The following is a 19,535-nucleotide window of genomic DNA, read 5'->3' as shown; positions in this document are numbered from 1 at the left end:
CGAGGGATCCGCGCTGGTGAAGGGCTCGCCGCACAACCCTCAAGTTGTGGATGAGCCTGTGGAAACTGTGGATGAATCGTCGGCGGTCCCCGGCGCGCGTGGAAGACTGGAGCCATGACGGACTACCCCGCAGACGGTCCGATCCCCGTCGACGCGTTGCCCGCCGACCTCGCCGCGGCGCGGGGTCTCACCGTGCTCGACGTTCGCGACCAGGGCGAATGGGACCTCGGTCACGCGCCCGGGGCCGTGCACCTGCCGCTGCCCGACCTGCCCGTCCGGTTCGAGGAGATCGACCTCGACGACCAGGTGTACGTGATCTGCCGCGGCGGTGGCCGCTCCGAACAGGCCGTGCGCTATCTCGAAACCGTGGGGATAGAGGCCGTCGTCGTGGACGGCGGGATGATCGCCTGGGCGTCCGTGGGGCGGCCCGTCGTGCGGCCGGACGGCAGCGAGGGGATCGTCTGATGCACCCGAGTCCCGCGCGCACTGCGCAACCCCGCGGCCGCTTGCGCTGGCTCGCCCGGCGCCCGCCGGAGACGCTGCCGGTGCCACGCCGCGCACCGTCGGCCCCGAAGCCGACGCCGCGCTACCCGGCGACCCCGCGCTGGGGCCTGCGCCAGGACTTCACCCCGGCTGCGCCTGCCGCGCCGACCACCGCGGAAGCCGCGGCGGAGGCCACCCCCTTCGTCGTGCGGCTGACCACCGGCATCGTGTTCGCGGCGGCGATCGTGGAGGGCCTGGCGTACCTCCTGCTCGTGATCAACCGGTCCGGCCCCGTGTCGAGCTGGCTCGCCGGGATCGCCACCGTCGCCGTCTTCGCAGTGGGCTGGCTCTCCGTGTTCGCGGTGATCGCGCTCTTCGTGGTGCTCACGCTGTGGCTGCGGGTCGCGCGCGAGCGCGCGTACGCGGCCCTCGGCACCCGGGAGCCGCGCCCGGCCTGGCAGCTGTGGGTGTACTGCCTGGTCCCGGTCGTCAACCTCGTCGCCGCCCCCGTGCTGGTGTTGGAGCTGGCAGACGCGCAGCGGCGCGCGGCAGGCGAGCCGACGAATCGTCGTGCGATGTTCATCCGGCGATGGTGGGCCGGGTGGGTCGCGCTGACTATCGTCACGCTGGGGTGCGTGGCGTACGCGCGTGCGGACGGCGGCCTGCAGCACGGAGCCGACGCGATGGTCTACACCGCGCTGACCTACCTGCTGAGCGGGGCGTTTCTGCTGATCACGGCACGGTTGGTCCGGATGATCGACGGGGGGCCCATGGCCCGGGAGCAGGAGGACGGGACGCGATGGTTGGCGGCGTAGCGGGGATCGTTGCCCATCGGGGCGCCAGCGGCGAGTACCCCGAGCACACCATGAGCGCCTTCGAGGCCGCGGTCGCCGAGGGCGCCGACGCCATCGAGTGCGACGTCCGGCTCACCAAGGACCATCACCTCGTCTGCCTGCACGATCGCACCGTCGAGCGCACGTCCGACGGGACCGGCGCCGTCTCCGAGCTCGACCTCGCCGACCTGCGGACGATGGACTTCGGCTCGTGGAAGCGGCCCGGGCACCCGGAGTCCGTGGTCACCCTCGACGAGCTGATCGAGCTCGCCCGCACGTCCGGCCGCAAGCTCTTCGTCGAGACCAAGCACCCCGTGCGGTTCGGCGGCATGGTCGAGCAGAAGCTGCTCGCGGCTCTGCAGCGCCACGGTCTCGCCAAGTCCGCGGACCTGGCCGACGCGCCTGTCATCGTCATCTCCTTCTCCGGTTCCGCGATCTGGCGCGTGCGCCGCAACGCCCCCGGCGTGCCCGCGGTGCTCCTCGGCGAGGCCTCGCGGCTCCTCGGCGGTGGTGCGGCTACTGCGGTCCGTGCCCAGGGCATCGGGCCGTCGGTGGACTCACTGCGCGAGCGGCCCGACACCGTCGCCAAGGCCCGCGCCGCGGGACGGTTCACCTACTGCTGGACGGTCGACTCCGAGGCCGACGTGGCGCTGTGCAACGGCCTCGGCGTGGAGTGGGTCGCCACCAACCACCCGGCCCGCACGCGCTCCTGGCTGCGGGGATAGGCTGCCGGGCATGGGTAGACGCGAACGCAATGCCACTCCCCGCGAGGGATCGAACCGTGCCGAAAAGCTGGCCGCTCAGCGCGCCCGCGCCGAGGCGAGCGTCGCTGACACGGGCCGTCCCTTCGAGGGCCTGGCCGCCGAGTGCGACATCGTCGCGTTGCGCAATTTCGTGCCGAGCGCTACCGCGCCGCTGAAGGTCGCGGGCGCGCACCGCGAGATCCGCCTTGCGACGGTGCTCCCGGGTGCCGCGCAGGCCCTGGTGCGCGAGGAGGCGGACGGGGTCATCGGCTACGCCGCCCTGCAGACCGCCATCCGCCCGCTGCAGCCCGGCGCCGCGCTCGCCGGCGCCGCCCGGTTCGCGGCCGACGCCGCGGTGGGGGAGGCGCTGTCGGAGGAGTCCGACGGTGCCCTGCTCGAAGTCCTCGAGGCCGACGCGCCGCTCGAGGTCACCGTGCACAAGGACTTCGACTGGTGGCTCGCCGGCGACGCCGACGCGCAGACCCGCCAGCTCGTCGAGCACGCCAACTCGCTCATCACCCCCGCCGCGCGCCTGGACCTGGGGACCGACGGCATCGGTGCGCCCTGGTGGGCCGACACTGGCTCCAAAGCGCATCTGCGTTGGGTGCATCCCGCGCCCGAGGACGAGCTGATGGCCGCTCTGGCCCGCGTGCACGCCGCCGGCGGCCTCACCGTGGGCGAGGGCTCGCGGTTCGCCGGCTCGTTCCGGTCCGACGGCCTGCTCGTGCCGGTCTTCGATCTGGACCGCGAGTCGCACCCCGACGAGTGGGTGCCGGGCACCGTCGAACTGGCGAAGCGCCTGGCGGAGGCCCTAGCGGACGACTCCGAGCTCACCGCCGCGCAGCGGCGCTCCCGTGACGGCTTGCGCGGTCGCCAGGTGTCGCTGTAGGCCCGGCCGGCTGATCCGGCTCCGGCCGGGTCAGCCGTGGAAGCGGTCGCCGAGGGCGCCGCGCAGGTACGCGAGGATCGTCTGCCGCACGTCGTAGGTCTCGGCGCTCGGATCCAGCGCGCCGAGGGCGCGGGCCAGCCGGGGGCGGTCGATCACGTGCTTCGGGATCTCCCGCTGGTACCAGGCGCTCGACGAAGGGCGGGCGTCGCGCATCGCCTGGTTGGTGCGCACCGTGACCTCGCCGATCGTGAACCGCCACAACCCCAGTAGCAGGTGCAGCGACTCGTCCTCGGGGATGCCGATCTCGTCCGTGGTCCGGAGGAACTCGTCGAAGGACCACGCAGAGTAGGCGTCGATGATCTCGTCCGCCGAGAGCACGTCGATCACCCACGGATGCTGCGTGAGGTGGTCGATCACGATGAGCGGTAGCTGCACCAGCCGCTCGTGCGGGTTTCCGGCCAGCTCCGGGACTGGTGTGTTCCACGACTGATGCTCGAGCACGGCGCCCAACAGGTCGTTCTTCGAGTCGAAGTAGTGGTAGATGCCCATCGCGCTGATGTCGAGGCGCGCCGCGAGGGTGCGCATCGAGAACTTCAGCGGGCCGTCGGTGGTGAGGATGTCGGCCGCGGCGGCGACCACTTGCTCCCGGTTCACCTTCGGCGGACGGCCGATCCGGCCGCGTTCACTCATGGCGTCACCTTAACCGGTTCCCGGGGTCCCACTGAGGAGGCGAGGGGGAATGGACTGGTCGGCGGCGATGAGGCCGAAGAATTCGGTGGTGTTCTTCCCCCACGCGAGGGAGTCGCCGTCGCTGGTGTATTCGCTGCCCGCGGTGGGCGTCGTGGTGGTGACGGTGCTACCGCTCATGGCCCACGCGAGGCGCGCGAGATCCCACAGGTGCGTGTCCTTGTCCACGGACAGCGCCTCGACAACCGCGTTCGACAGGCCCCACAGCTCGAACGGGTTGAGCAGCGTCGTGGGCGAGGTCGCCTCCTTGAACAGCGCCGACATGAACTCGCGCTGGTGCACGACCCGGTCGAGGTCGGCGTTCGGGGTGGCGCGGGTGCGCACGTAGCCGAGGGCCTGTGCGCCGTCGAGCGTTTGGCATCCGGCCTTGATCCGTAGCCCCGCCTTGGGGTCGTTGATCGGGTATTTCGGGCACATCTCGACACCGCCGATCGCGTCGACCATGTTCGCGAAGCCGCCGAAGCCGATCTCCGCGTAGTGGTCGATGCGCACGCCGGAGGCCTTCTCGAAGGTCTGCACCAGCAGCTGCGCGCCGGCCGCGTCGCCGTTGCCCGACGTGCTGCCGAGGAAGTAGGCCGCGTTGATCTTGTGCCCGCCCTGCCCCGGGATCTGCACGTAGAGGTCGCGGGGGATCGAGACCACCGTCGCATCGCCCGACTTCGGGACGTGCACCAGCATGATCGTGTCGGTGCGGGCGCCGCCGAGGTCGCCGCCGGTGGCGAGCGCCTTCTGCTGCGCGGGTGTCAGGCCCTCGCGGGCGTCGGTGCCCACGAGCAGCCAGTTCGTGCCCGGCGTGTCGGCGACGCGGCCCGCGTACGAGGCGAGCGCGTCGATCCGCGTGAGCTTGCCGTCGAAATAGATCGTGCCCGCCACCGTGCCGACCAGCAGCAGCACCAGGAAGACGCCGAGCCAGCGGAAGGGGTGCAGCTTGCGCTTGCGGCGGACCTTCTTCGGCGCGGGCGCCTCGGGTGTGGGGGCGGCGGACCGTCGGCCGGGCTCCCGATCACTGCGGTTCCTGGTGCGCGGCGGGCGCGGTGGCGGAGGGACGCGACCGTCGCTGCTGCCTCGGGCGCCGACGGGGCGTTTGGCCTCGCCCGCGGGGACGGGTTCGGGCTCCTGGCGCGGCGCCCACTCCTGCCGGGGCTGCGGCTGCGGTCGCTCGACGCGGGTGGCGCGGGGCTGGGCGGGTTGCTGCGGAACGCGCCCCTGCGGCGCGGGGTTCTGCGGCGCGGGGCGGCGCGGTGGCTGCTGCGGCGGCGGGACGGACCGGCCGCCCTGGCGCGGGCGGGGAATGCCCTGCGGGTGCCGGGGCGCGCGGGAGCGCGGGTCGCCCTCGGGGACCTGCGACCAGGCGAGGTTCCGCTCGTCGCGCGGTCGTTCGTCGTTCACGCACATCGACTGTACGGGCCGCGACTGAGAAATCGGCTCAGCGCGTGATCCGGGTCGCACCGGGGGGTCAGCCGAGGAATCCCAGGTGCGGTCGGAGCAGCGCGTAGCCGACGAAGGCCACGACGTCGAGGAGGAAATGGGCGATGACCAGCGGCCACAGCTTCCGCCAGCGGTCGTAGGCGGCGCCGAAGACCACGCCCATCACCAGGTTCCCCAGGCCCGCGCCGAAGCCCTGGTACAGGTGGTACGAGCCGCGCAGCACCGAGGACGCCGCGATCGAACCTGCCCGCCCGACGCCCAGTTGCCGCAACCGGGTCATGAGGTAGCCGACGACCACGACCTCCTCCGCGACGGCGTTCCCCGCCGCCAGCAGGACGTAGGTGAGGATCCGCCACCACTGCACGTCGCCCGACGCGGGCACCACGCTCGCGGTCACGCCCAGCGCGCGGCCCGCCGCGTACAGCGCCAGCCCGGGGATGCCGATGAGGGCCGCGAGGCCGGTGCCCAGCCCCACGTCGCGCAGCACCTCCCGGCGCGGGCGGCGCAGCGCGAAGCCGATGTCCGCGAAGCGGATCCCGGACCGGTACAGCAGGTACAGCGCCAGAGCGGCCCAGCCGAAGAGCTGCAGCGCGCCCAGCGCCTGCAGCAGGAAGTCGATCACCGCGTGCGGGCTGCGGACGGGGGTGAGTGTCACCGTCGTCCCGCGGACCCCGGGCCCGAGCTGATAACCGATGAGGCGGACCGTCGAATACAGTCCCGACCAGGCGAAAGTCACCAGTAGCACGATCGCGACCTCGGCGCGCAGCGGGTGGCGCTCGGCGGTCGGGACGGGCTCGGGGGCGTTCACCGGGCCACCCTATCGGGCGCGTTGTACGATCGCGCGGTCATACTGCCGCTGAAGGGGAATACGCGTGTCTGCACCCACCGAGCCCCAGCTGGGGCCCATCGACCGGTACTTCCGCATCTCCGAGCGCGGTTCGACGGTGCCGCGCGAGCTCCGCGGCGGCCTCGTCACCTTCTTCACGATGGCCTACATCGTGGTGCTCAATCCGATCATCATCGGCGGCGTCGTCGGCAACTCCAAGAACGTCGACGTGCTCGGCAACGTGCTGCCCACGGCACAGGTCGCTGCGGTCACCGCGCTCGCCGCGGGCCTGATGTGCATCGTCTTCGGCGCGATCGTCAACTACCCCTTCGGCATCGCGGCTGGCCTGGGCGTCAACAGCCTGCTCGCGGTGAGCATCGCGCCGCAGGTCACCTGGCCCGAGGCGATGGGCCTGGTGGTGATCGACGGCATCATCATCGTGCTGCTCGGCGTCACGGGCTTCCGCACCGCGGTCTTCCGCGCGATCCCTGCGGAACTCAAGGCCGCGATCGCCGCCGGCATCGGCTGCTTCATCGCGTTCATCGGCTTCGTCGACGCGGGCTTCGTCCGGCGCATCCCCGACGCCGCGGGCACGACGGTGCCCGTCGGCCTCGGTATCGGCAACTCCGTCGCGGCCTGGCCGACGGCGGTCTTCGTCTTCGGCGTGCTGCTCATCGGCGTGCTCGTGGTGCGCAAGGTGCCGGGCGCGATCCTGCTCGGCATCGTCATCACCACGGTCGTCGCCTTGATCGTGCAGAAGGTGGCGGGCCTCGGCCCGTCGTTCAAGGACCCGCACGGCTGGAGCCTGAACATCCCCGAGCTCCCGTCCTCGCTGGGCGGCCTACCGGACCTCTCGCTGGTCGGCGAGGTCGACGTCTTCGGCGCCTTCACCCGGATCGGTGTGCTGGCCGCGTCGGTGCTGGTCTTCGCGCTGGTGCTGTCGAACTTCTTCGACGCCATGGGCACCATCACCGGCCTCACCAAGGAGGCCGACCTGATGCGCGAGGACGGCACCGTTCCGAACATCGGCAAGGCGCTCGCCGTCGAGGGCGCGGGCGCGATCGTGGGCGGCGGCGCCTCGGCCTCGTCGAACACCGTCTTCGTGGAGTCCGCGTCGGGCATCGCGGAGGGCGCCCGGACCGGCCTGGCGAACATCGTGACCGGCGTGCTCTTCCTCGCCGCGATGTTCTTCACCCCGCTCTACGAGGTGGTGCCGTCCGAGGCCGCCGCGCCCGCGCTGGTCATCGTGGGCGCCATGATGCTGGGCCAGCTCAAGGACATCAACTGGGCCAACTTCTCCGTCGTGCTGCCCGTCTTCCTCACCGTGGTCTCGATGCCCTTCACCTACTCGATCGCCAACGGCATCGGCATCGGCTTCATCACCTGGGTGGTGATGGCCGTCGCGCGCGGGAAGGCCAAGGAGGTCCACCCGCTGCTGTGGATCGTCTCCGGGCTGTTCCTGCTGTACTTCGCCAAGGAGCCGATCGAGGTGCTGTTCGGGATCTGACGGGAGCGTTACCTCCTGTCGCCGTCGCCCGACGGTGCCCGGCGCTCCGCTCTGGCTGCGGCCTTCTCCGCCTTGGCGGCGTCCTTGGCCTGGATCTTGGCCTGCTTCGCGGCGGCCTTCTCGGCCTGCTTCCGGGCCTTGCGCTTGCCGCGGCCAAGGTTCCAGATCACGAGCGCGATCGCGAGCAGCGCACCCACCGCCGCTCCGACGGCTGACGCGCCGCGGAACATCGGGCCGTCGACGTCGAGTATCCGCTCGCCGGCGTGGGCGGCGTTGCCTGAGCCCAGCACGATCGTGAGCGTGAGGAGGTTCGGCAGGGCCGCGATGATCGCGAGGACTGCGGCCCCGATCGCGAGGCTTGCACGGCTGCGCACGTGGCGCGCGGCGAAGACGAGAAGGAGAATCGGGATCGCCGTGCAGACGATGCCGATCGCCAGGCCCAGCCCGGTGCCCGTGGCCATGCTGCCGTCGATGACTCGGCCGAGCCGTTCCGCCCACCAGCGCGGCACGATCGCGGCGAGCGAGAAGTAGATGATCACGAGCACCGCCAGCACGGCGATCGCGCCGACCACGCGCCGTGCCCAGAGTTTGGCGGCATCGCCCGCACGGGCCGCCATGCCGGAGTGATCCGGCGAGCCGGGCTGGTCGGACGGAGTGTTGGACTGCGGGCCCTCGGGTGTGGCGCTCATCTCGCCAATCTATCCGATGCAGCTCCCCCTGCACTTGATGTACCCTTGTACATGTACAAACGTACATTAGGAGTTGAGATGACGTCACCCGCCCGTCGCCGAGATCCCGAGCGCCGCCGCCGCGAGATCGTCGTGGCCGCTGCGGCGCTCGTCGTCGAGGAGGGACCCGACGCGCTGACCCACCGCAAGGTCGCCGCGCGCGCAGGGGTCCCACTCGGTTCCACCACGCAGTACTTCGCCACCCTCGACGATCTGCGGGCCGCGGCCCTGACCTCGCTGATCGTGGAGGCCGAGGAGTGGCTCGACGAACTGGAAGCGACGTTCGTCCGAGAGGGGGCGTCCCCGTCGGCGTATGTGGCGGCGCTGTACCGCTACCTGTGCGACCCCCAGCTCGTCGGCGCGGATTTCGCCCTGACCTGCGCCACGCCCCTGTACCCCGGGCTCAAGGAGCTGAGTGACCGGTGGGCCGCGGACTTCGCCGCGACGCTCGAGCGGTACATCACCCCCGAGAGCGCCGCGGCCGTGGCGATGTTCACCGACGGCGCGATCATGCACACCATCCTCGCCGAGCAGCCGGCTGACGAGGCCCTGCTCGACGGCGCGATCGCCGCGCTCTGGAGCCCCCGACAGGAGACGACGGAATGACCGACATCGACACCCGGCCGGCGCTGTCCGCTACGCGGCGCTGGGCCGCCGCCCTGCTGCTCTCGGCGAGCCTGCTCGTGATCACCGTCGATATGACGATTCTCAACATCGCCGTGCCGGACCTGGCGGCCGATCTGAGGCCGACTGCGGCGCAGCAGCTCTGGATCATCGACGTCTATTCGCTGGTGCTCGCCGGCCTGCTCGTGTCCACCAGCTCACTCGGAGATCGGTTCGGACGCAAGCGGATGCTGCTCCTCGGTTACGTCGTCTTCGGCGTCGCGTCGGCGCTCGTGCTGTGGGCCGAGACGCCCGCCCAGGTGATCGCCCTGCGGGCGGCGCTCGGCGTGGGTGGCGCGATGATCATGCCCACGACGCTGACGATGCTGCGCGTGATCTTCACCGACCCCGCCGAACGCGCGAAGGCACTGGGCCTGTGGGCCGCAGTCTCGGGCGTGGGCGCCGCGGTGGGCCCGATCGTGGGCGGCGTGCTGCTCGAGAACTTCTCCTGGCGTGCCGCTTTCATGGTCAACGTGCCGATCATGGTGATCGTGCTGGTCATCGGCGTCTTCCTGCTTCCCGAGTCGAAGGTCGCAACGAGGGGCGCCTGGGACTGGCTCGGTGCACTCATGTCGATCACCGGGATGGTGGCGCTGGTGTGGGCCATCAAGCGGTTCGCGAAGGACCACACGTTGCTGTCGGGTCCGGGGCTGCTCGCCCTGCTGCTCGCGGTCGTGGTGCTCGCGCTGTTCGTGCGGCGATCGCTGCGCCGGGAGAACCCGCTGCTCGACGTGCGGCTCTTCGAGCGCCGGCAGTTCTCCGCAGGGATCCTCGCCGCGCTCGGCGTGATGTTCGCGATGGCCGCGGCGCTGCTGCTGCTCGCGCAGTGGATGCAGCTGGTAGCGGGCTACGGGCCCATCGAGACCGGCGTCCGGCTGCTGCCCGTCGCCGTGGCCGCGGTCGTCGCGTCGCTGGCCGCGCCGTGGTTGGCGACTGTGCTGGGCGCCCGCGTCGTGCTCGCCGGCGGGCTCGTCGCCGCGGCGTTGGGCATGGTGCTCATCGCGGCGCCCGCGCAGCTCGACTACGCGGGACTGCTCGCGCCGCTCGTCCTGGTCGGCGTCGGCATGGGGGCGATGACCGTGGCCTCCGCGATGATCATGTCCGGAACGCCGGAGGAGAAGGCGGGGAACGCCGCCGCACTCGAGGAGACGAGCTACGACCTGGGCAACGTGCTCGGTGTCGCGATCCTCGGCAGCGTCGCGGCCATGCTCTACACCGCCGACGCCGACTTCGGGTCGATCCCCGGCGTCGACGCCGCCACCGCGGGCGCGGCGGGGGAGTCCCTCGGTGCTGCGATGGCGATCGCGCAGCAGGCGGGCCTGCCCGCCCTCGCCGAGCACGCGACCACCGGGTTCACCGCGTCACTGCAGACGACCGGCCTGGTCGGCGGGCTGATTCTGTTCGTGGTCGCTCTGGGTGTCTACGCGCTCACCCCCAAGGGCACCGACATCACGCAGCAGGCGCACTGAGTCCGCGGCGGCTCACGATTCGGGTTTCCGTGAGGCGGATGTGCGTCAGAACACCTCCGTGTCGTCAGAACTCGACATCGTGAGGAGATCAGCTCGCGCGGAGACCGTTGAGGAAGGGGCAGCCCAGCAGGATGCGGATGCTGCGCTGCAGGGCGGCCATGTCGTCGGCGGGCTGTGCGAAGTTCAGGCGCACGTCGACGTCGGAGAGCTCGTGGTGCTCTGCGCGTAGGCGGATGCCCAGGCGGTCGATGCCCAGCAGGCGGATGCGGTGGTTGCGCAGCTTCCCGGGCAGGCGGCGGGCGAGCTGCCCGACCATCTCCGGATGGCCGGTCTCGACGTGCGCGAGCCACGCGATCTCGTAGCCGGCGAACGGGTCCGGCTCGGCGGCGGCCAGCTCGTCGCCCGTCACCGACGAGGCGCCGGCGGCGTCCGCGAGGACGGCGGTCTCGATCGGCATCGTCAGCAGCCGTGCGCCGTTGCCGACGTCGAGCAGCGCCTCGAGCGGGCTGTCCACCGCGATGCGGGCGGCGAGGGCGGCACCGTCGGCGACCTCGGACAGCCGGCCGGAGAGCCAGACCAGGGAGCGGGTGCGCTCGCGGAGCGGGAGCGGCGAGATGTCGTTGATCTCGACCATGGCGCGCACGCCCTCGAGCCAGGGCGAGTCGTCGGCGACGGCGACCACCAGGCGATCGCCCAGCATGTGGTGCAGCGCGACGGTGATCGGTTCGTAGCCGTCGGCCGCGAGGACCGCGGCGTGGGGGACGGCCGCAATGGAACGGACGCGCTCGGCCGGTGTCGGCTCGGCGATGGTCGGGGCGCTCATGACGACTCCTCTCGCTCGGTGGTTGTCAGTCATGAAGGTAACCCTAACCTAATGCGGTGAGCAACCCCGGGCAAGAGTTAGGGTCATCGTGATGGCGATCGAACTGGAGTTGCTCGCACCCCCGCGCGAGCCGATGTCCCTGGTCGACGGGCTGGCCGTGGCCGCCCCGTCGGGCCGTGCGAGCTGCGTCTACGCACCCGGCGACCCCACCGCGCTGGTCGAGTTCCTGGTGCACGGCGTGCACGACGAGGGCCCCGGCTTCGAGATCGCGGTGGCGGATGCCGACGAGGCCGTCGCCGTGCTGTGCGCCGTCGTCGCGGCGCTCACCGGCGACGACATCCCCGCCGCGCTCGCGGCGCCGGACGAGGCGCGCCTGGCCGCGCTCAACCCGATGGCGCAGGACGCCGTACGGGAGCGGCTGCGGCACATCGTGACGACCGACCCGCAGGCGGTCACGGACCGCCTGCACGCCCTGGATCTGAAGTAGGTCAGGGGAGCTGGTCGACGGGCGCACTGCCCGCGCTCAGGACACCTGGTCGACGGGGACGGTCCACGCGGTCCGGCAGACCTCCTGGGTAGGGGACAGGCTGCCGCGATCGAACCACTGCTGCGCCGTGGCCGCCTGGACACGGGGACCGTCGGTCCCCTCCCCGAGCAGCGTCCAGATCCGCGACTGCGCCGATGCCTGTGCGACGTCGTCGCGAGTGATCCCGTGGTCGACCAGGCGCTGGACCGTGGCTCCTGCGAGGCACAGGTGCTGCGCCTTGGCCCGCTTGCGGTACTCGATGCCGAGTGGGCCGTCGCCGCCGACGGAGCGGATCAGCGAGCTCGTATCGGCGGCGGTGCCGGCGCGGCTCTCGGCCCGGTCGGCGACGGCCATCGCGAGCCATTGCAGCAGTCGAGGCGCCTGGTTGCCCGCGGCCTCGATCGCCGCGTCCACGTTGAGATAGGTGATGTCGTTGCAGGTCCCGTAGCTGGTCACGGCCTCGCCGGCGAAGCAGCCGGAGCCGGGTGGCACGTCGTCGGGGGAGCGGAATGGCCGGACGGTCCCGGCGCGGAGGCCCCACACCGCCTCGAGGCAGACGGTGCCCGCCCGGGCGAAGGCCTCCACGGACTCGGGGGTCGTCGCGAGCGGCGGGAGCGCGCACCCGGGCGGCGAGACGAGGGCGGTGGTGAAGACGGCGCTGCCGGTGATCTGGCCGACGCTCGGTACCGGCGGCGGTGAGGTCGCCGTTCCGATCGGCGAGCCGGCGTCCGGCCGGCCTGGCTTGGACACAGCGGCCCAGGCCACGGCGCCGGCGATGAGGACGACCGCCACGATCAGGGTGATCCAGCCGCCGCGGCCCAGGCGGCGCGGGTTGCGCACGTCGCCGGTGCCGTACAGGCCGTTCGCGTAGGGGCTTCCCGTGGGCAGCCGATTCGAGCGCCACGGGGTCGGGCCCGTCGGCGCCGGCCCCGCGCTGATCCGGTCCAGTGGATTCTCGTCCTGCGCCATATCGCTCCCTTTTTCTGCAAGAACGAAATGACTGTACTGAATCACCGGACGGCCGCCCCACCGCGGCGGCCCGGCTAGGCTCGGGGCGTGACACGCATCGCCTACTTCGGCCCTGAGGGGACGTTCACCGAGATGGCGCTACTGCAGTGCCAGGAGCTCGCCGCCCGCGGCGCGATGGCGGTGCCGGGCGTCGAGCTCGCCGGCGCGGAACGGATCAGCGCCCCCAGCCAGGTGGCCGCACTCGAGATGGTCGCCGACGGTGCCGCCGACTTCGCCTGTGTGCCGATCGAATCCTCTGTCGAGGGGCCGGTCACGCCCACGCTCGACACGCTCGGTTTCGGTGCGCCGCTGCAGATCTTCGCCGAGACGGACCTGGCCGTCGCCTTCTCCATCGCCTCGGAGAAGCCGCTCGACGAGGCTCGCACGGTCGGCGCGTATCCGGTGGCCGCCGCACAGGTTCGCGCCTGGCTCGCCGCGAACATGCCTCAGGCGCAGGTGGTTCCGGCGGCCTCGAACTCCGCCGCCGCGCTCGACGTCGCCGAGGGCCGCGTCGACGCCGGCGTGACCACGGCGCTCGCCGCACGGATGTACGGCGTGACCGAGGCGGCGACCGGCGTGGCCGATGTGGCAGACGCGCGCACCCGGTTCGTGCTGTGCGGCAAGCCCGGTCCCGCGCCGGCGCGTACCGGAAGCGACTGCACGTCGGTGGTGCTCGACGTGCCCAGCCGGCCCGGCTCACTCGCACTCTGCATGGCCGAATTCGCGCTGCGCGGTGTCGATCTCACCCGCATCGAGTCGCGCCCCAAGCGAACGGTCTTCGGCAGCTACGTCTTCCACTTCGACTGCGTCGGCCACATCGACGACCCCGCGGTCGGCGAGGCGCTGCGCGCCCTGCACCGGGTGTGCGACGAGCTGCGCTTCCTCGGCTCCTGGCCCCGTCCCGGCGGGCCCGGCACGGCCCCCGTCGACCCCGGCGACTCCGAGGCCTGGTTCGACGGCCTGCGCAGGGGCGAGCGATGACGGGGCTGCTGCACCTGGTCCGGCACGGCCAGACCACCGCGAATGTCGCCCGGGTCCTCGACACCCGTCCGCCCGGCGCCCCGCTCACGCCCGAGGGCGCTGAGCAGGCCCGCCGGTACGGCACCGAGCGGTCGGACGCCGCGCCCGCCGTCCTTCTCAGCTCCGTCGCGCGCCGGGCGCAGCAGACCGCGGGGCACATCGCCGCCGCGTGGGGCGTGGAGACCTCCGTGATCGACGGCGTGCACGAGGTGCAGGCCGGCGACCTGGAGGGCTTCAACGACGAGGCGTCGATCAAGGTCTTCCAGGACGTGGTGCGGGGCTGGTACGAGGGCGACCCGACCGCCGCGATGCCCGGCGGCGAGAGCGCCGAGGACTTGCTCGCGCGCTTCCTGCCCGCCGTCGACGTGATCCGCGCCGAGCACCTCCCGCATGGCGACGCCTACCTCGTCAGCCACGGGGCCGCCATCCGGCTCGTCGGCTTCCAGTTGTCCGGCGTCGACGGTGCCTACGCGCACAAGCACCACCTGCCCAACACCGGCGAGATCGTGCTCCGCCCCGTCGACGGCGGCGCGTGGGAGCTCGTGAGCTGGGCCGACGCCCCGTCGCACCTGGACCCGATGGGCTAGGGCCGGTCAGCTGAAGGCGGCCTCGATCGCGATGGCCGCGGCGGCGGCGAAGCTCTTCTCCCGGTCCTCGGACGGCATCGCCTCCTCGCGGAAGAGATGATCGCTCACCGTGAGCACCGTCAGGGCCTCGTGGCCCTCCGCCGCGGCGACGGCGTACAGCGCGGCGGTCTCCATGTCGACGCTGAGGACGCCGTGGTCGCGCAACCCCTCGTGCAGGCCCGGGCGCGCCAGGTAGAAGTGGTCCGACGAGTACACCGGGCCCACCCGAACGGGCGTCCCGGCCCGCTGGGCGGCGTCCACAGCGGCGCGGAGCAGCGGATACGAGGCCGCGGGCGCGAACCTCACGCCGGGAATCCGCGGGTCGTTGATCGCCGAGTCGGTGTGCGCGGCGGTCGCGACGATCACGTCGCCGAGAGCCAGGTCGTCCTGGAAGCCGCCCGACGTCCCGACCCGGATGATCCGCTGCACGCCGTACTCGCGGTAGAGCTCGGTGGCGTAGATCGTCATCGTCGGCATGCCCATGCCGGAGCCCATCACCGAGATCGGCCGGCCCCCGACGGTGCCCGTGTACGCCTCCATCCCGCGCACCTCGTTGACGAGACGGGCGTCATCGAACAGCGTCTCTGCGATGCGGCGGGCCCGTCGCGGATCGCCCGGCATGAGGACGGCGGGCGCGTAATCGCCGGGGGCGGCGGAGTTGTGCGGGGTCGGCATTCTCGTCGGTCCTCTCGGAAGGTGGTCAGGCCCAACCCAGGTCGTGCAGTCGGTGGCGGCGATTCCGGAGGGATGTGCCCGTCCGGTCAGGCCCAGCCCAGGTCGTGGAGTCGGTGGTCGTCGATACCGAAGTGATGGCCGATTTCGTGCAGCACGGTCACCCGGATCTCGTGGCGCAGCTGCTCCTCGGTGTCGCAGATGTCCATGAGTGCTTCGCGGTAGATGGTGATGGTGTCGGGCAGCGTGCCCACGTAATTCCAGTCCCGCTCCGTCAGCGCGATGCCCTCGTAGAGCCCGAGTAGCGTCGGCTCGTCCTCGTTGCGGTCGCGGACCAGCACCACCACGTTGTCCATCGCCTTCGCCAGCTCGGGCGGGACGTCGTCGAGCGCGTCCGACACCCACTCCTGGAAGGCGCGCCGGGAGACGTGCACGGCTACCGGCCGGGGGCGGGCGTCGGGGCGGGCGCGGCGCCGGGGAAGGTCGGCATCACGGGCTTCTTGCCGTCGATCAGCAGGTCGGGCGACTTCGCGGAGCCCGTGATCGGGGTGAACGTGCGCGCGTCCTTCGACGAGGCGAGGAAGCAGATCACCGAGCGCGAGCCGGCGGTCCACGAGGGCTGTGAGAGCTTGTTCCACGCGAGCTGCAGGCCGGACTTGCGCAGCCCGTCCTGCGAGCCGAACCAGCCCGTCGTGCGCGACGGGCAGATGCGGCTCAGGTAGTCCTCCTGTTGCCGCTCGGTGGGCCACGAGGCGTCGGGGAAGGCCTGCCGCATGTCGATCACGGCGGTCACCTCGAAGGCGTGCGGCTGCGTGCAGGCCACGGGCGCGGTGCGCTGCCCGCGGCCGTCGATGCCGATGCAGGTGCCCGGTGGCCAGGTCAACGACTTGTCCTGGTTCACGATCTTGCCTTGGCTCTCCAGGGCGTTGCCGGCACCGTCGACCACCTGCACGCCGCAGCGCATCGTCCGGTCGCCAGACCCCCACGCCTTCTCACCCGCCGTGAGCAGCCCCATCTGGAACCTGCCCATTGGATCCAGGCGGGTGCCGAGGTACTCGGTTACCACGGGCGGGCACAGCTGGTCGCGCTGCGCGGCCAGGGCCGTCTCCGAGGGGTAGGGCGCGTTCTCCGGCAGGGTGCGGGCGGGCTCGCCCGCGACCTCGAACTTGTGCGGCTGCACGCAGTCCACGGGGGCCATCGTCGACGGATCCTTGTCCCAGGTCAGGCACGTACCGGGCTTCGATCGGGCGAGAGTGGTCCCGGCGGCGGCGAGCCGCGGCGCCTTCTCCTCGTTCTTCGGCTCGAAGGCACCGGTGGCGAACAGGACTCCGCCGATGGCGAGTGCGCCCACGACCACCGCGGCCAGGACGGCACGCACGGTGAGGGCTCCGGCGCGCCCGGTTTTCGCGGCGGGTGCGGGCTGGGTTTCGGTGTCGTCGGCCATCGCCCTCCATCATGCCCGGTCCGGGCCGGGACGGGTGGGCGGTGTAGCGGTTGGGGCGGGTCGACGGTGCCGTAATAGGCTGGTCGGGTGATCGACGTCAAGCTGGTACGCGAGAACCCGGACCGTGTGCGCGCCTCGCAGCGCGCCCGTGGAGAGGACCCGTCGCTGGTCGACGCCCTGCTGTCCGCGGACGCGGACCGTCGGGCGGCGGTGCTGGCGGCCGACACCCTGCGGGCCGAGCACAAGGCCTCGTCGAAGTCGATCGGCAAGGCGGCGCCCGAGGACCGCAAGGCACTCGTCGCCGCTGCGGGCGAGCTCGCCGCGCGGGTGAAGGAGGCCGAGGCCGCGCAGAGCAGCGCCGACGAGGCCTTCGACGTTCTCGCGCGGAAGATCGGCAACGTCATCATCGACGGCGTGCCCGCCGGCGGCGAGGACGACTTCGTGGTGCTCGAGCACGTGGGCGAGATCCCCGCGATCGCGGACCCCAAGGACCACCTGGAGCTCGCGGAGGGCCTGGGCCTGCTCGACATGGAGCGCGGTGCCAAGGTCTCGGGCTCGCGGTTCTACTTCATGAAGGGCTACGGCGCGCTGTTCCAGATGGCGCTGCTGCAGCTCGCGGTGCAGAAGGCCGTGGCGAACGGCTTCACGCTGATGATCCCGCCCGTGCTGGTCAAGCCCGAGGTCATGGCGGGTACCGGCTTCCTGGGTGCGCACGCCGACGAGATCTACCGCCTCGAGGCCGACGACCTGTACCTGGTGGGCACCTCGGAGGTCCCGCTGGCCGGCTACCACATGGACGAGATCCTCGATCTCTCCGACGGTCCCGTCCGTTACGCCGCGCAGTCGAGCTGCTTCCGCCGCGAGGCCGGCTCGTACGGCAAGGACACGCGCGGCATCATCCGCGTGCACCAGTTCGACAAGATCGAGATGTTCGTCTACTGCAAGCCGGAGGACGCGGAGGCCGAACACCAGCGCCTGCTGAACTGGGAGAAGGAGATGCTCGCGGCCGTCGAGGTGCCCTACCGGGTGATCGACGTGGCGGCGGGCGATCTGGGCTCGTCGGCGGCGCGCAAGTACGACAGTGAGGCGTGGGTGCCGTCCCAGGGCCGCTACCGCGAGCTCACGTCGACCTCGAACTGCACCACCTTCCAGGCGCGGCGGCTCGGCATCCGGTACCGCGATTCCGACGGTCGGCCGCAGGTCGCGGCCACGTTGAACGGCACGCTGGCCACCACGCGCTGGCTCGTCGCGATCTGGGAGAACCACCAGCAGCCCGACGGTTCCGTGCGCGTGCCCGTCGCGCTGCAGCCGTTCATCGGAACGGACGTGCTGCGCCCGTAAGGTCCCGGCCCGCAGCGAAACCGGAGCACTCCGGGCACTGGGTGACCACAGTGTGCGCGCAGGTGAGCGTGTGCTCGAGGAAGGCATCGGCGCGCTGCAATTCGTCGATGCGCCCGGCGATCACCTCCCGGTGCCCGCGTAGTCGTTCGGCCCGGCCAGCCGTATCGGCGACGATCAGCTGCTTGATCTGGTCGAGCGACAGGCCCGCCCGCTGGCACAGCAGGATCAGGCGGGCCCGGGCGACGTGCTCGCCGGAGTAGCTGCGCTGTCCGCCGGGCTCGCGCGGGGGCACGAGCACGCCGACGTCCTCCCAATGCCGGAGGACGTGCGTCGCGACGCCCACCTCCGCCGCCGCATCCCCGATGTGCATGCGTTCCGCCTTTACTTCAGGTCGACCTGAAGTTCTACCGTAGCGCCATGACGGACACCACCGAGCAGATCAGCCCCGACCACATCGTCGACCGCGTCGAACCGACAGCGCTGAGCACGTGCTGCCGGGCGGTCGGGCAGTCGATAGCCGGTGCGGTGCGCCCGCGCCGGCCCGATCCCGCACGCATCGCGCGTCTGCGCGAGGCGCTCGCCTCGCCGCCGGCGTCGTCGGTGACGGTGCGCCTGCGGGCCCTGCCACAGGTCCCGCGCGACGTCCGCACGATCACCGTGCTCGAAGGTGTGCGGAGTCCGGCGACGATCCGGATGGGCATGCGCACCTACGTGATCGACCACCCGTCCGCGCGGATCCTGCTCGACCCGTCCGTCGCCTCCCAGGTGCGCGAGCGGGTCCTCGGCGCCATGCAGCCGATGCTCCGCGCCGCCGTGATGCCGTCTCCTGACGTCCTCAGCACCGTCGAGGCGCTGCACCGCGGCGGAGTGGATCCGGCGAGCGTCGACCTCGCGCTGTCGACGCATCTGCACTGGGATCACGTCAGCGGGCTACTCGACCTGCCGGGCCTGCAGTTGACGGCGCACCGTCGGGAGCACGAGTGGGCGGTCGCCGGAGAACTGGCACCGGCCGCCGGGGTCCGGCCCGCGCTCGCCGGTCGCGCGATGGACCTGCGGGACCTCGACGGTCCTCCCGTGCTGGCGTTCCCGGCGAGCCACGACCTCTTCGGCGATGGATCGGTCGTACTCGTCGACCTCGCGGGACACACGCCGGGAAGCATCGGCGTGCTACTGAACACCGAACGCGGGCGGGTGCTCATGGCCGGCGACGCGGTCTGGCACTCCGAGCAACTGGCGCACGGCGCGCAGAAGGCGGCCTTTCCAGGGCTGCTCGTCGACGTCGACCGCGACGCGACCTTCGAGACGATGATGCGCCTCATGGCGTTGCCCGGCGACGTCACGGTCGTTCCGTGCCACGACCACGACCTCGCCGGCCGCTGGGCGTAGACGCTGCGGGCCCGACTCTCGGATCCTCTCCGCTACGGACGCGCTGTCCGTGATGGACAGAATCCGAGAGTCGCGCGCTACTGGGCCTCATGAGCTTCGCCGGGCCGCTGCACACCTACGGTCTCACCACCTGGCTGCCGAAGATCATGGCCGACGCCGGCTACGACGCGAAGGGATCGCCGGCCTTCCTCCTCGTGCTCAACGGCGGCGCGGTGATCGGCGGACTCATCGCCTCCAAGGCGGACGGACGCGGCCCCAAGCCGTGGTGGTGACGACCTTCCTGCTCGCCGCGACCTCACTTGAACCATCGTGCATTGGCGCTTCGTTACCGCGCATGCAGGGTAGCGGTGCTGCGAGGATTCGGCCGCATTCC

General features: G+C 71.6%; 22 protein-coding genes and 1 pseudogene. 13 read left to right on the top strand and 10 right to left on the bottom strand.

Annotated elements, in window-relative coordinates; genetic code table 11:
* Window positions 1-114: 114 nt before the first annotated feature.
* Genes HNP44_RS16295 through HNP44_RS16280 form a run of 4 tightly spaced genes read left to right on the top strand, consistent with a single transcriptional unit; the run spans window position 115 to window position 2,948 of the window.
* Entirely contained in the window at window positions 115-465 is a 351-nt protein-coding gene (locus tag HNP44_RS16295) for a rhodanese-like domain-containing protein (RefSeq protein ID WP_259142087.1), read from the top strand.
* Complete coding sequence (locus HNP44_RS16290; RefSeq protein ID WP_259142086.1) at window positions 465-1,298, top strand: DUF4328 domain-containing protein; 834 nt, start codon at window positions 465-467, stop codon at window positions 1,296-1,298. Before HNP44_RS16295 ends, HNP44_RS16290 begins: the two co-directional genes overlap by 1 nt.
* Window positions 1,283-2,041 (top strand): glycerophosphodiester phosphodiesterase, encoded by a 759-nt coding sequence (locus HNP44_RS16285; protein ID WP_259142085.1) that lies wholly within the window; start codon window positions 1,283-1,285, stop codon window positions 2,039-2,041. The genes HNP44_RS16290 and HNP44_RS16285 overlap by 16 nt, the downstream gene beginning before the upstream one ends.
* Window positions 2,042-2,051: 10 nt before the next feature.
* Window positions 2,052-2,948 (top strand): DUF5926 family protein, encoded by an 897-nt coding sequence (locus tag HNP44_RS16280; protein ID WP_259142084.1) that lies wholly within the window; start codon window positions 2,052-2,054, stop codon window positions 2,946-2,948.
* 30 nt (window positions 2,949-2,978) lie between these two features.
* On the opposite strand, the gene HNP44_RS16275 is transcribed toward HNP44_RS16280, so the two are convergent.
* The 3 genes from HNP44_RS16275 to HNP44_RS16265 form a co-directional block, all read right to left on the bottom strand.
* Complete coding sequence (locus HNP44_RS16275) at window positions 2,979-3,638, bottom strand: TetR/AcrR family transcriptional regulator (RefSeq protein WP_259142083.1); 660 nt, start codon at window positions 3,636-3,638, stop codon at window positions 2,979-2,981.
* Between the two features lie 9 nt (window positions 3,639-3,647).
* Window positions 3,648-5,084 (bottom strand): LCP family protein, encoded by a 1,437-nt coding sequence (locus HNP44_RS16270; protein WP_259142082.1) that lies wholly within the window; start codon window positions 5,082-5,084, stop codon window positions 3,648-3,650.
* A 67-nt stretch (window positions 5,085-5,151) separates the two neighbouring features.
* Window positions 5,152-5,931 carry a CPBP family intramembrane glutamic endopeptidase gene (locus tag HNP44_RS16265; RefSeq protein ID WP_259142081.1) on the bottom strand — a complete coding sequence of 260 codons (780 nt, stop codon included), beginning with the start codon at window positions 5,929-5,931 and terminating at the stop codon, window positions 5,152-5,154.
* 64 nt (window positions 5,932-5,995) lie between these two features.
* Between HNP44_RS16265 and HNP44_RS16260 the strand changes: the two genes are divergently transcribed.
* Entirely contained in the window at window positions 5,996-7,456 is a 1,461-nt protein-coding gene (locus HNP44_RS16260; RefSeq protein ID WP_259142080.1) for an NCS2 family permease, read from the top strand.
* Window positions 7,457-7,464: 8 nt separating this feature from the next.
* Here the strand turns inward: HNP44_RS16260 and HNP44_RS16255 are convergent, their stop codons facing one another.
* The gene (locus HNP44_RS16255; protein ID WP_259142079.1) at window positions 7,465-8,145 is read right to left on the bottom strand and encodes a hypothetical protein; all 681 of its coding nucleotides are present in this window, start codon (window positions 8,143-8,145) and stop codon (window positions 7,465-7,467) included.
* Between the two features lie 78 nt (window positions 8,146-8,223).
* Between HNP44_RS16255 and HNP44_RS16250 the strand changes: the two genes are divergently transcribed.
* On the top strand, window positions 8,224-8,790 hold the full coding sequence (locus HNP44_RS16250) for a TetR/AcrR family transcriptional regulator (RefSeq protein ID WP_259142078.1): 567 nt from the start codon (window positions 8,224-8,226) through the stop codon (window positions 8,788-8,790).
* Complete coding sequence (locus tag HNP44_RS16245) at window positions 8,787-10,316, top strand: MFS transporter (RefSeq protein WP_259142077.1); 1,530 nt, start codon at window positions 8,787-8,789, stop codon at window positions 10,314-10,316. Before HNP44_RS16250 ends, HNP44_RS16245 begins: the two co-directional genes overlap by 4 nt.
* An 88-nt stretch (window positions 10,317-10,404) precedes the next feature.
* On the opposite strand, the gene HNP44_RS16240 is transcribed toward HNP44_RS16245, so the two are convergent.
* Window positions 10,405-11,139, bottom strand: coding sequence for a DUF2470 domain-containing protein (locus HNP44_RS16240; protein ID WP_259142076.1), 735 nt, complete (start codon window positions 11,137-11,139; stop codon window positions 10,405-10,407).
* Window positions 11,140-11,230: 91 nt separating this feature from the next.
* Between HNP44_RS16240 and HNP44_RS16235 the strand changes: the two genes are divergently transcribed.
* Window positions 11,231-11,626 (top strand): hypothetical protein, encoded by a 396-nt coding sequence (locus tag HNP44_RS16235; RefSeq protein ID WP_259142075.1) that lies wholly within the window; start codon window positions 11,231-11,233, stop codon window positions 11,624-11,626.
* Between the two features lie 36 nt (window positions 11,627-11,662).
* Here the strand turns inward: HNP44_RS16235 and HNP44_RS16230 are convergent, their stop codons facing one another.
* Complete coding sequence (locus tag HNP44_RS16230; RefSeq protein WP_259142074.1) at window positions 11,663-12,634, bottom strand: hypothetical protein; 972 nt, start codon at window positions 12,632-12,634, stop codon at window positions 11,663-11,665.
* Between the two features lie 87 nt (window positions 12,635-12,721).
* Here HNP44_RS16230 and pheA point away from each other — a divergent pair, with 87 nt between their 5' ends.
* On the top strand, window positions 12,722-13,654 hold the full coding sequence (gene pheA / locus HNP44_RS16225) for a prephenate dehydratase (RefSeq protein WP_259142073.1): 933 nt from the start codon (window positions 12,722-12,724) through the stop codon (window positions 13,652-13,654).
* The gene (locus HNP44_RS16220) at window positions 13,651-14,280 is read left to right on the top strand and encodes a histidine phosphatase family protein (RefSeq protein WP_259142072.1); all 630 of its coding nucleotides are present in this window, start codon (window positions 13,651-13,653) and stop codon (window positions 14,278-14,280) included. Before pheA ends, HNP44_RS16220 begins: the two co-directional genes overlap by 4 nt.
* 6 nt (window positions 14,281-14,286) lie before the next feature.
* On the opposite strand, the gene deoD is transcribed toward HNP44_RS16220, so the two are convergent.
* The 3 genes from deoD to HNP44_RS16205 form a co-directional block, all read right to left on the bottom strand.
* A complete protein-coding gene (gene deoD / locus HNP44_RS16215; RefSeq protein ID WP_259142070.1) occupies window positions 14,287-14,994 on the bottom strand; it encodes a purine-nucleoside phosphorylase in 708 nt (235 codons plus the stop codon).
* A gap of 86 nt (window positions 14,995-15,080) precedes the next feature.
* Window positions 15,081-15,425 carry a metallopeptidase family protein gene (locus HNP44_RS16210; protein WP_224651999.1) on the bottom strand — a complete coding sequence of 115 codons (345 nt, stop codon included), beginning with the start codon at window positions 15,423-15,425 and terminating at the stop codon, window positions 15,081-15,083.
* 2 nt (window positions 15,426-15,427) lie between these two features.
* Window positions 15,428-16,435 carry a septum formation family protein gene (locus tag HNP44_RS16205; protein ID WP_259142068.1) on the bottom strand — a complete coding sequence of 336 codons (1,008 nt, stop codon included), beginning with the start codon at window positions 16,433-16,435 and terminating at the stop codon, window positions 15,428-15,430.
* A gap of 87 nt (window positions 16,436-16,522) precedes the next feature.
* On the opposite strand from HNP44_RS16205, the gene serS reads away from it, so the two are divergent.
* Window positions 16,523-17,776, top strand: a complete 1,254-nt coding sequence (gene serS, locus HNP44_RS16200; RefSeq protein ID WP_259142066.1) for a serine--tRNA ligase — start codon at window positions 16,523-16,525, stop codon at window positions 17,774-17,776.
* Here the strand turns inward: serS and HNP44_RS16195 are convergent.
* Entirely contained in the window at window positions 17,748-18,146 is a 399-nt protein-coding gene (locus tag HNP44_RS16195) for a MerR family transcriptional regulator (protein ID WP_259142065.1), read from the bottom strand. The genes serS and HNP44_RS16195 overlap by 29 nt on opposite strands.
* Before the next feature lie 47 nt (window positions 18,147-18,193).
* Here HNP44_RS16195 and HNP44_RS16190 point away from each other — a divergent pair, with 47 nt between their 5' ends.
* Together HNP44_RS16190 and HNP44_RS16185 are read left to right on the top strand one after the other, a co-directional pair.
* The gene (locus HNP44_RS16190; protein ID WP_259142064.1) at window positions 18,194-19,162 is read left to right on the top strand and encodes an MBL fold metallo-hydrolase; all 969 of its coding nucleotides are present in this window, start codon (window positions 18,194-18,196) and stop codon (window positions 19,160-19,162) included.
* Window positions 19,163-19,236: 74 nt separating this feature from the next.
* A pseudogene (locus HNP44_RS16185) lies at window positions 19,237-19,514 on the top strand (MFS transporter); the annotation flags it as partial.
* Window positions 19,515-19,535: the final 21 nt, after the last annotated feature.

Source organism: Tsukamurella ocularis (assembly GCF_024807615.1).
Classification (GTDB): domain Bacteria; phylum Actinomycetota; class Actinomycetes; order Mycobacteriales; family Mycobacteriaceae; genus Tsukamurella; species Tsukamurella ocularis.
Note: the sequence above shows the minus strand (reverse complement) of the source record. Positions and strands in the feature narration are given on the sequence as shown.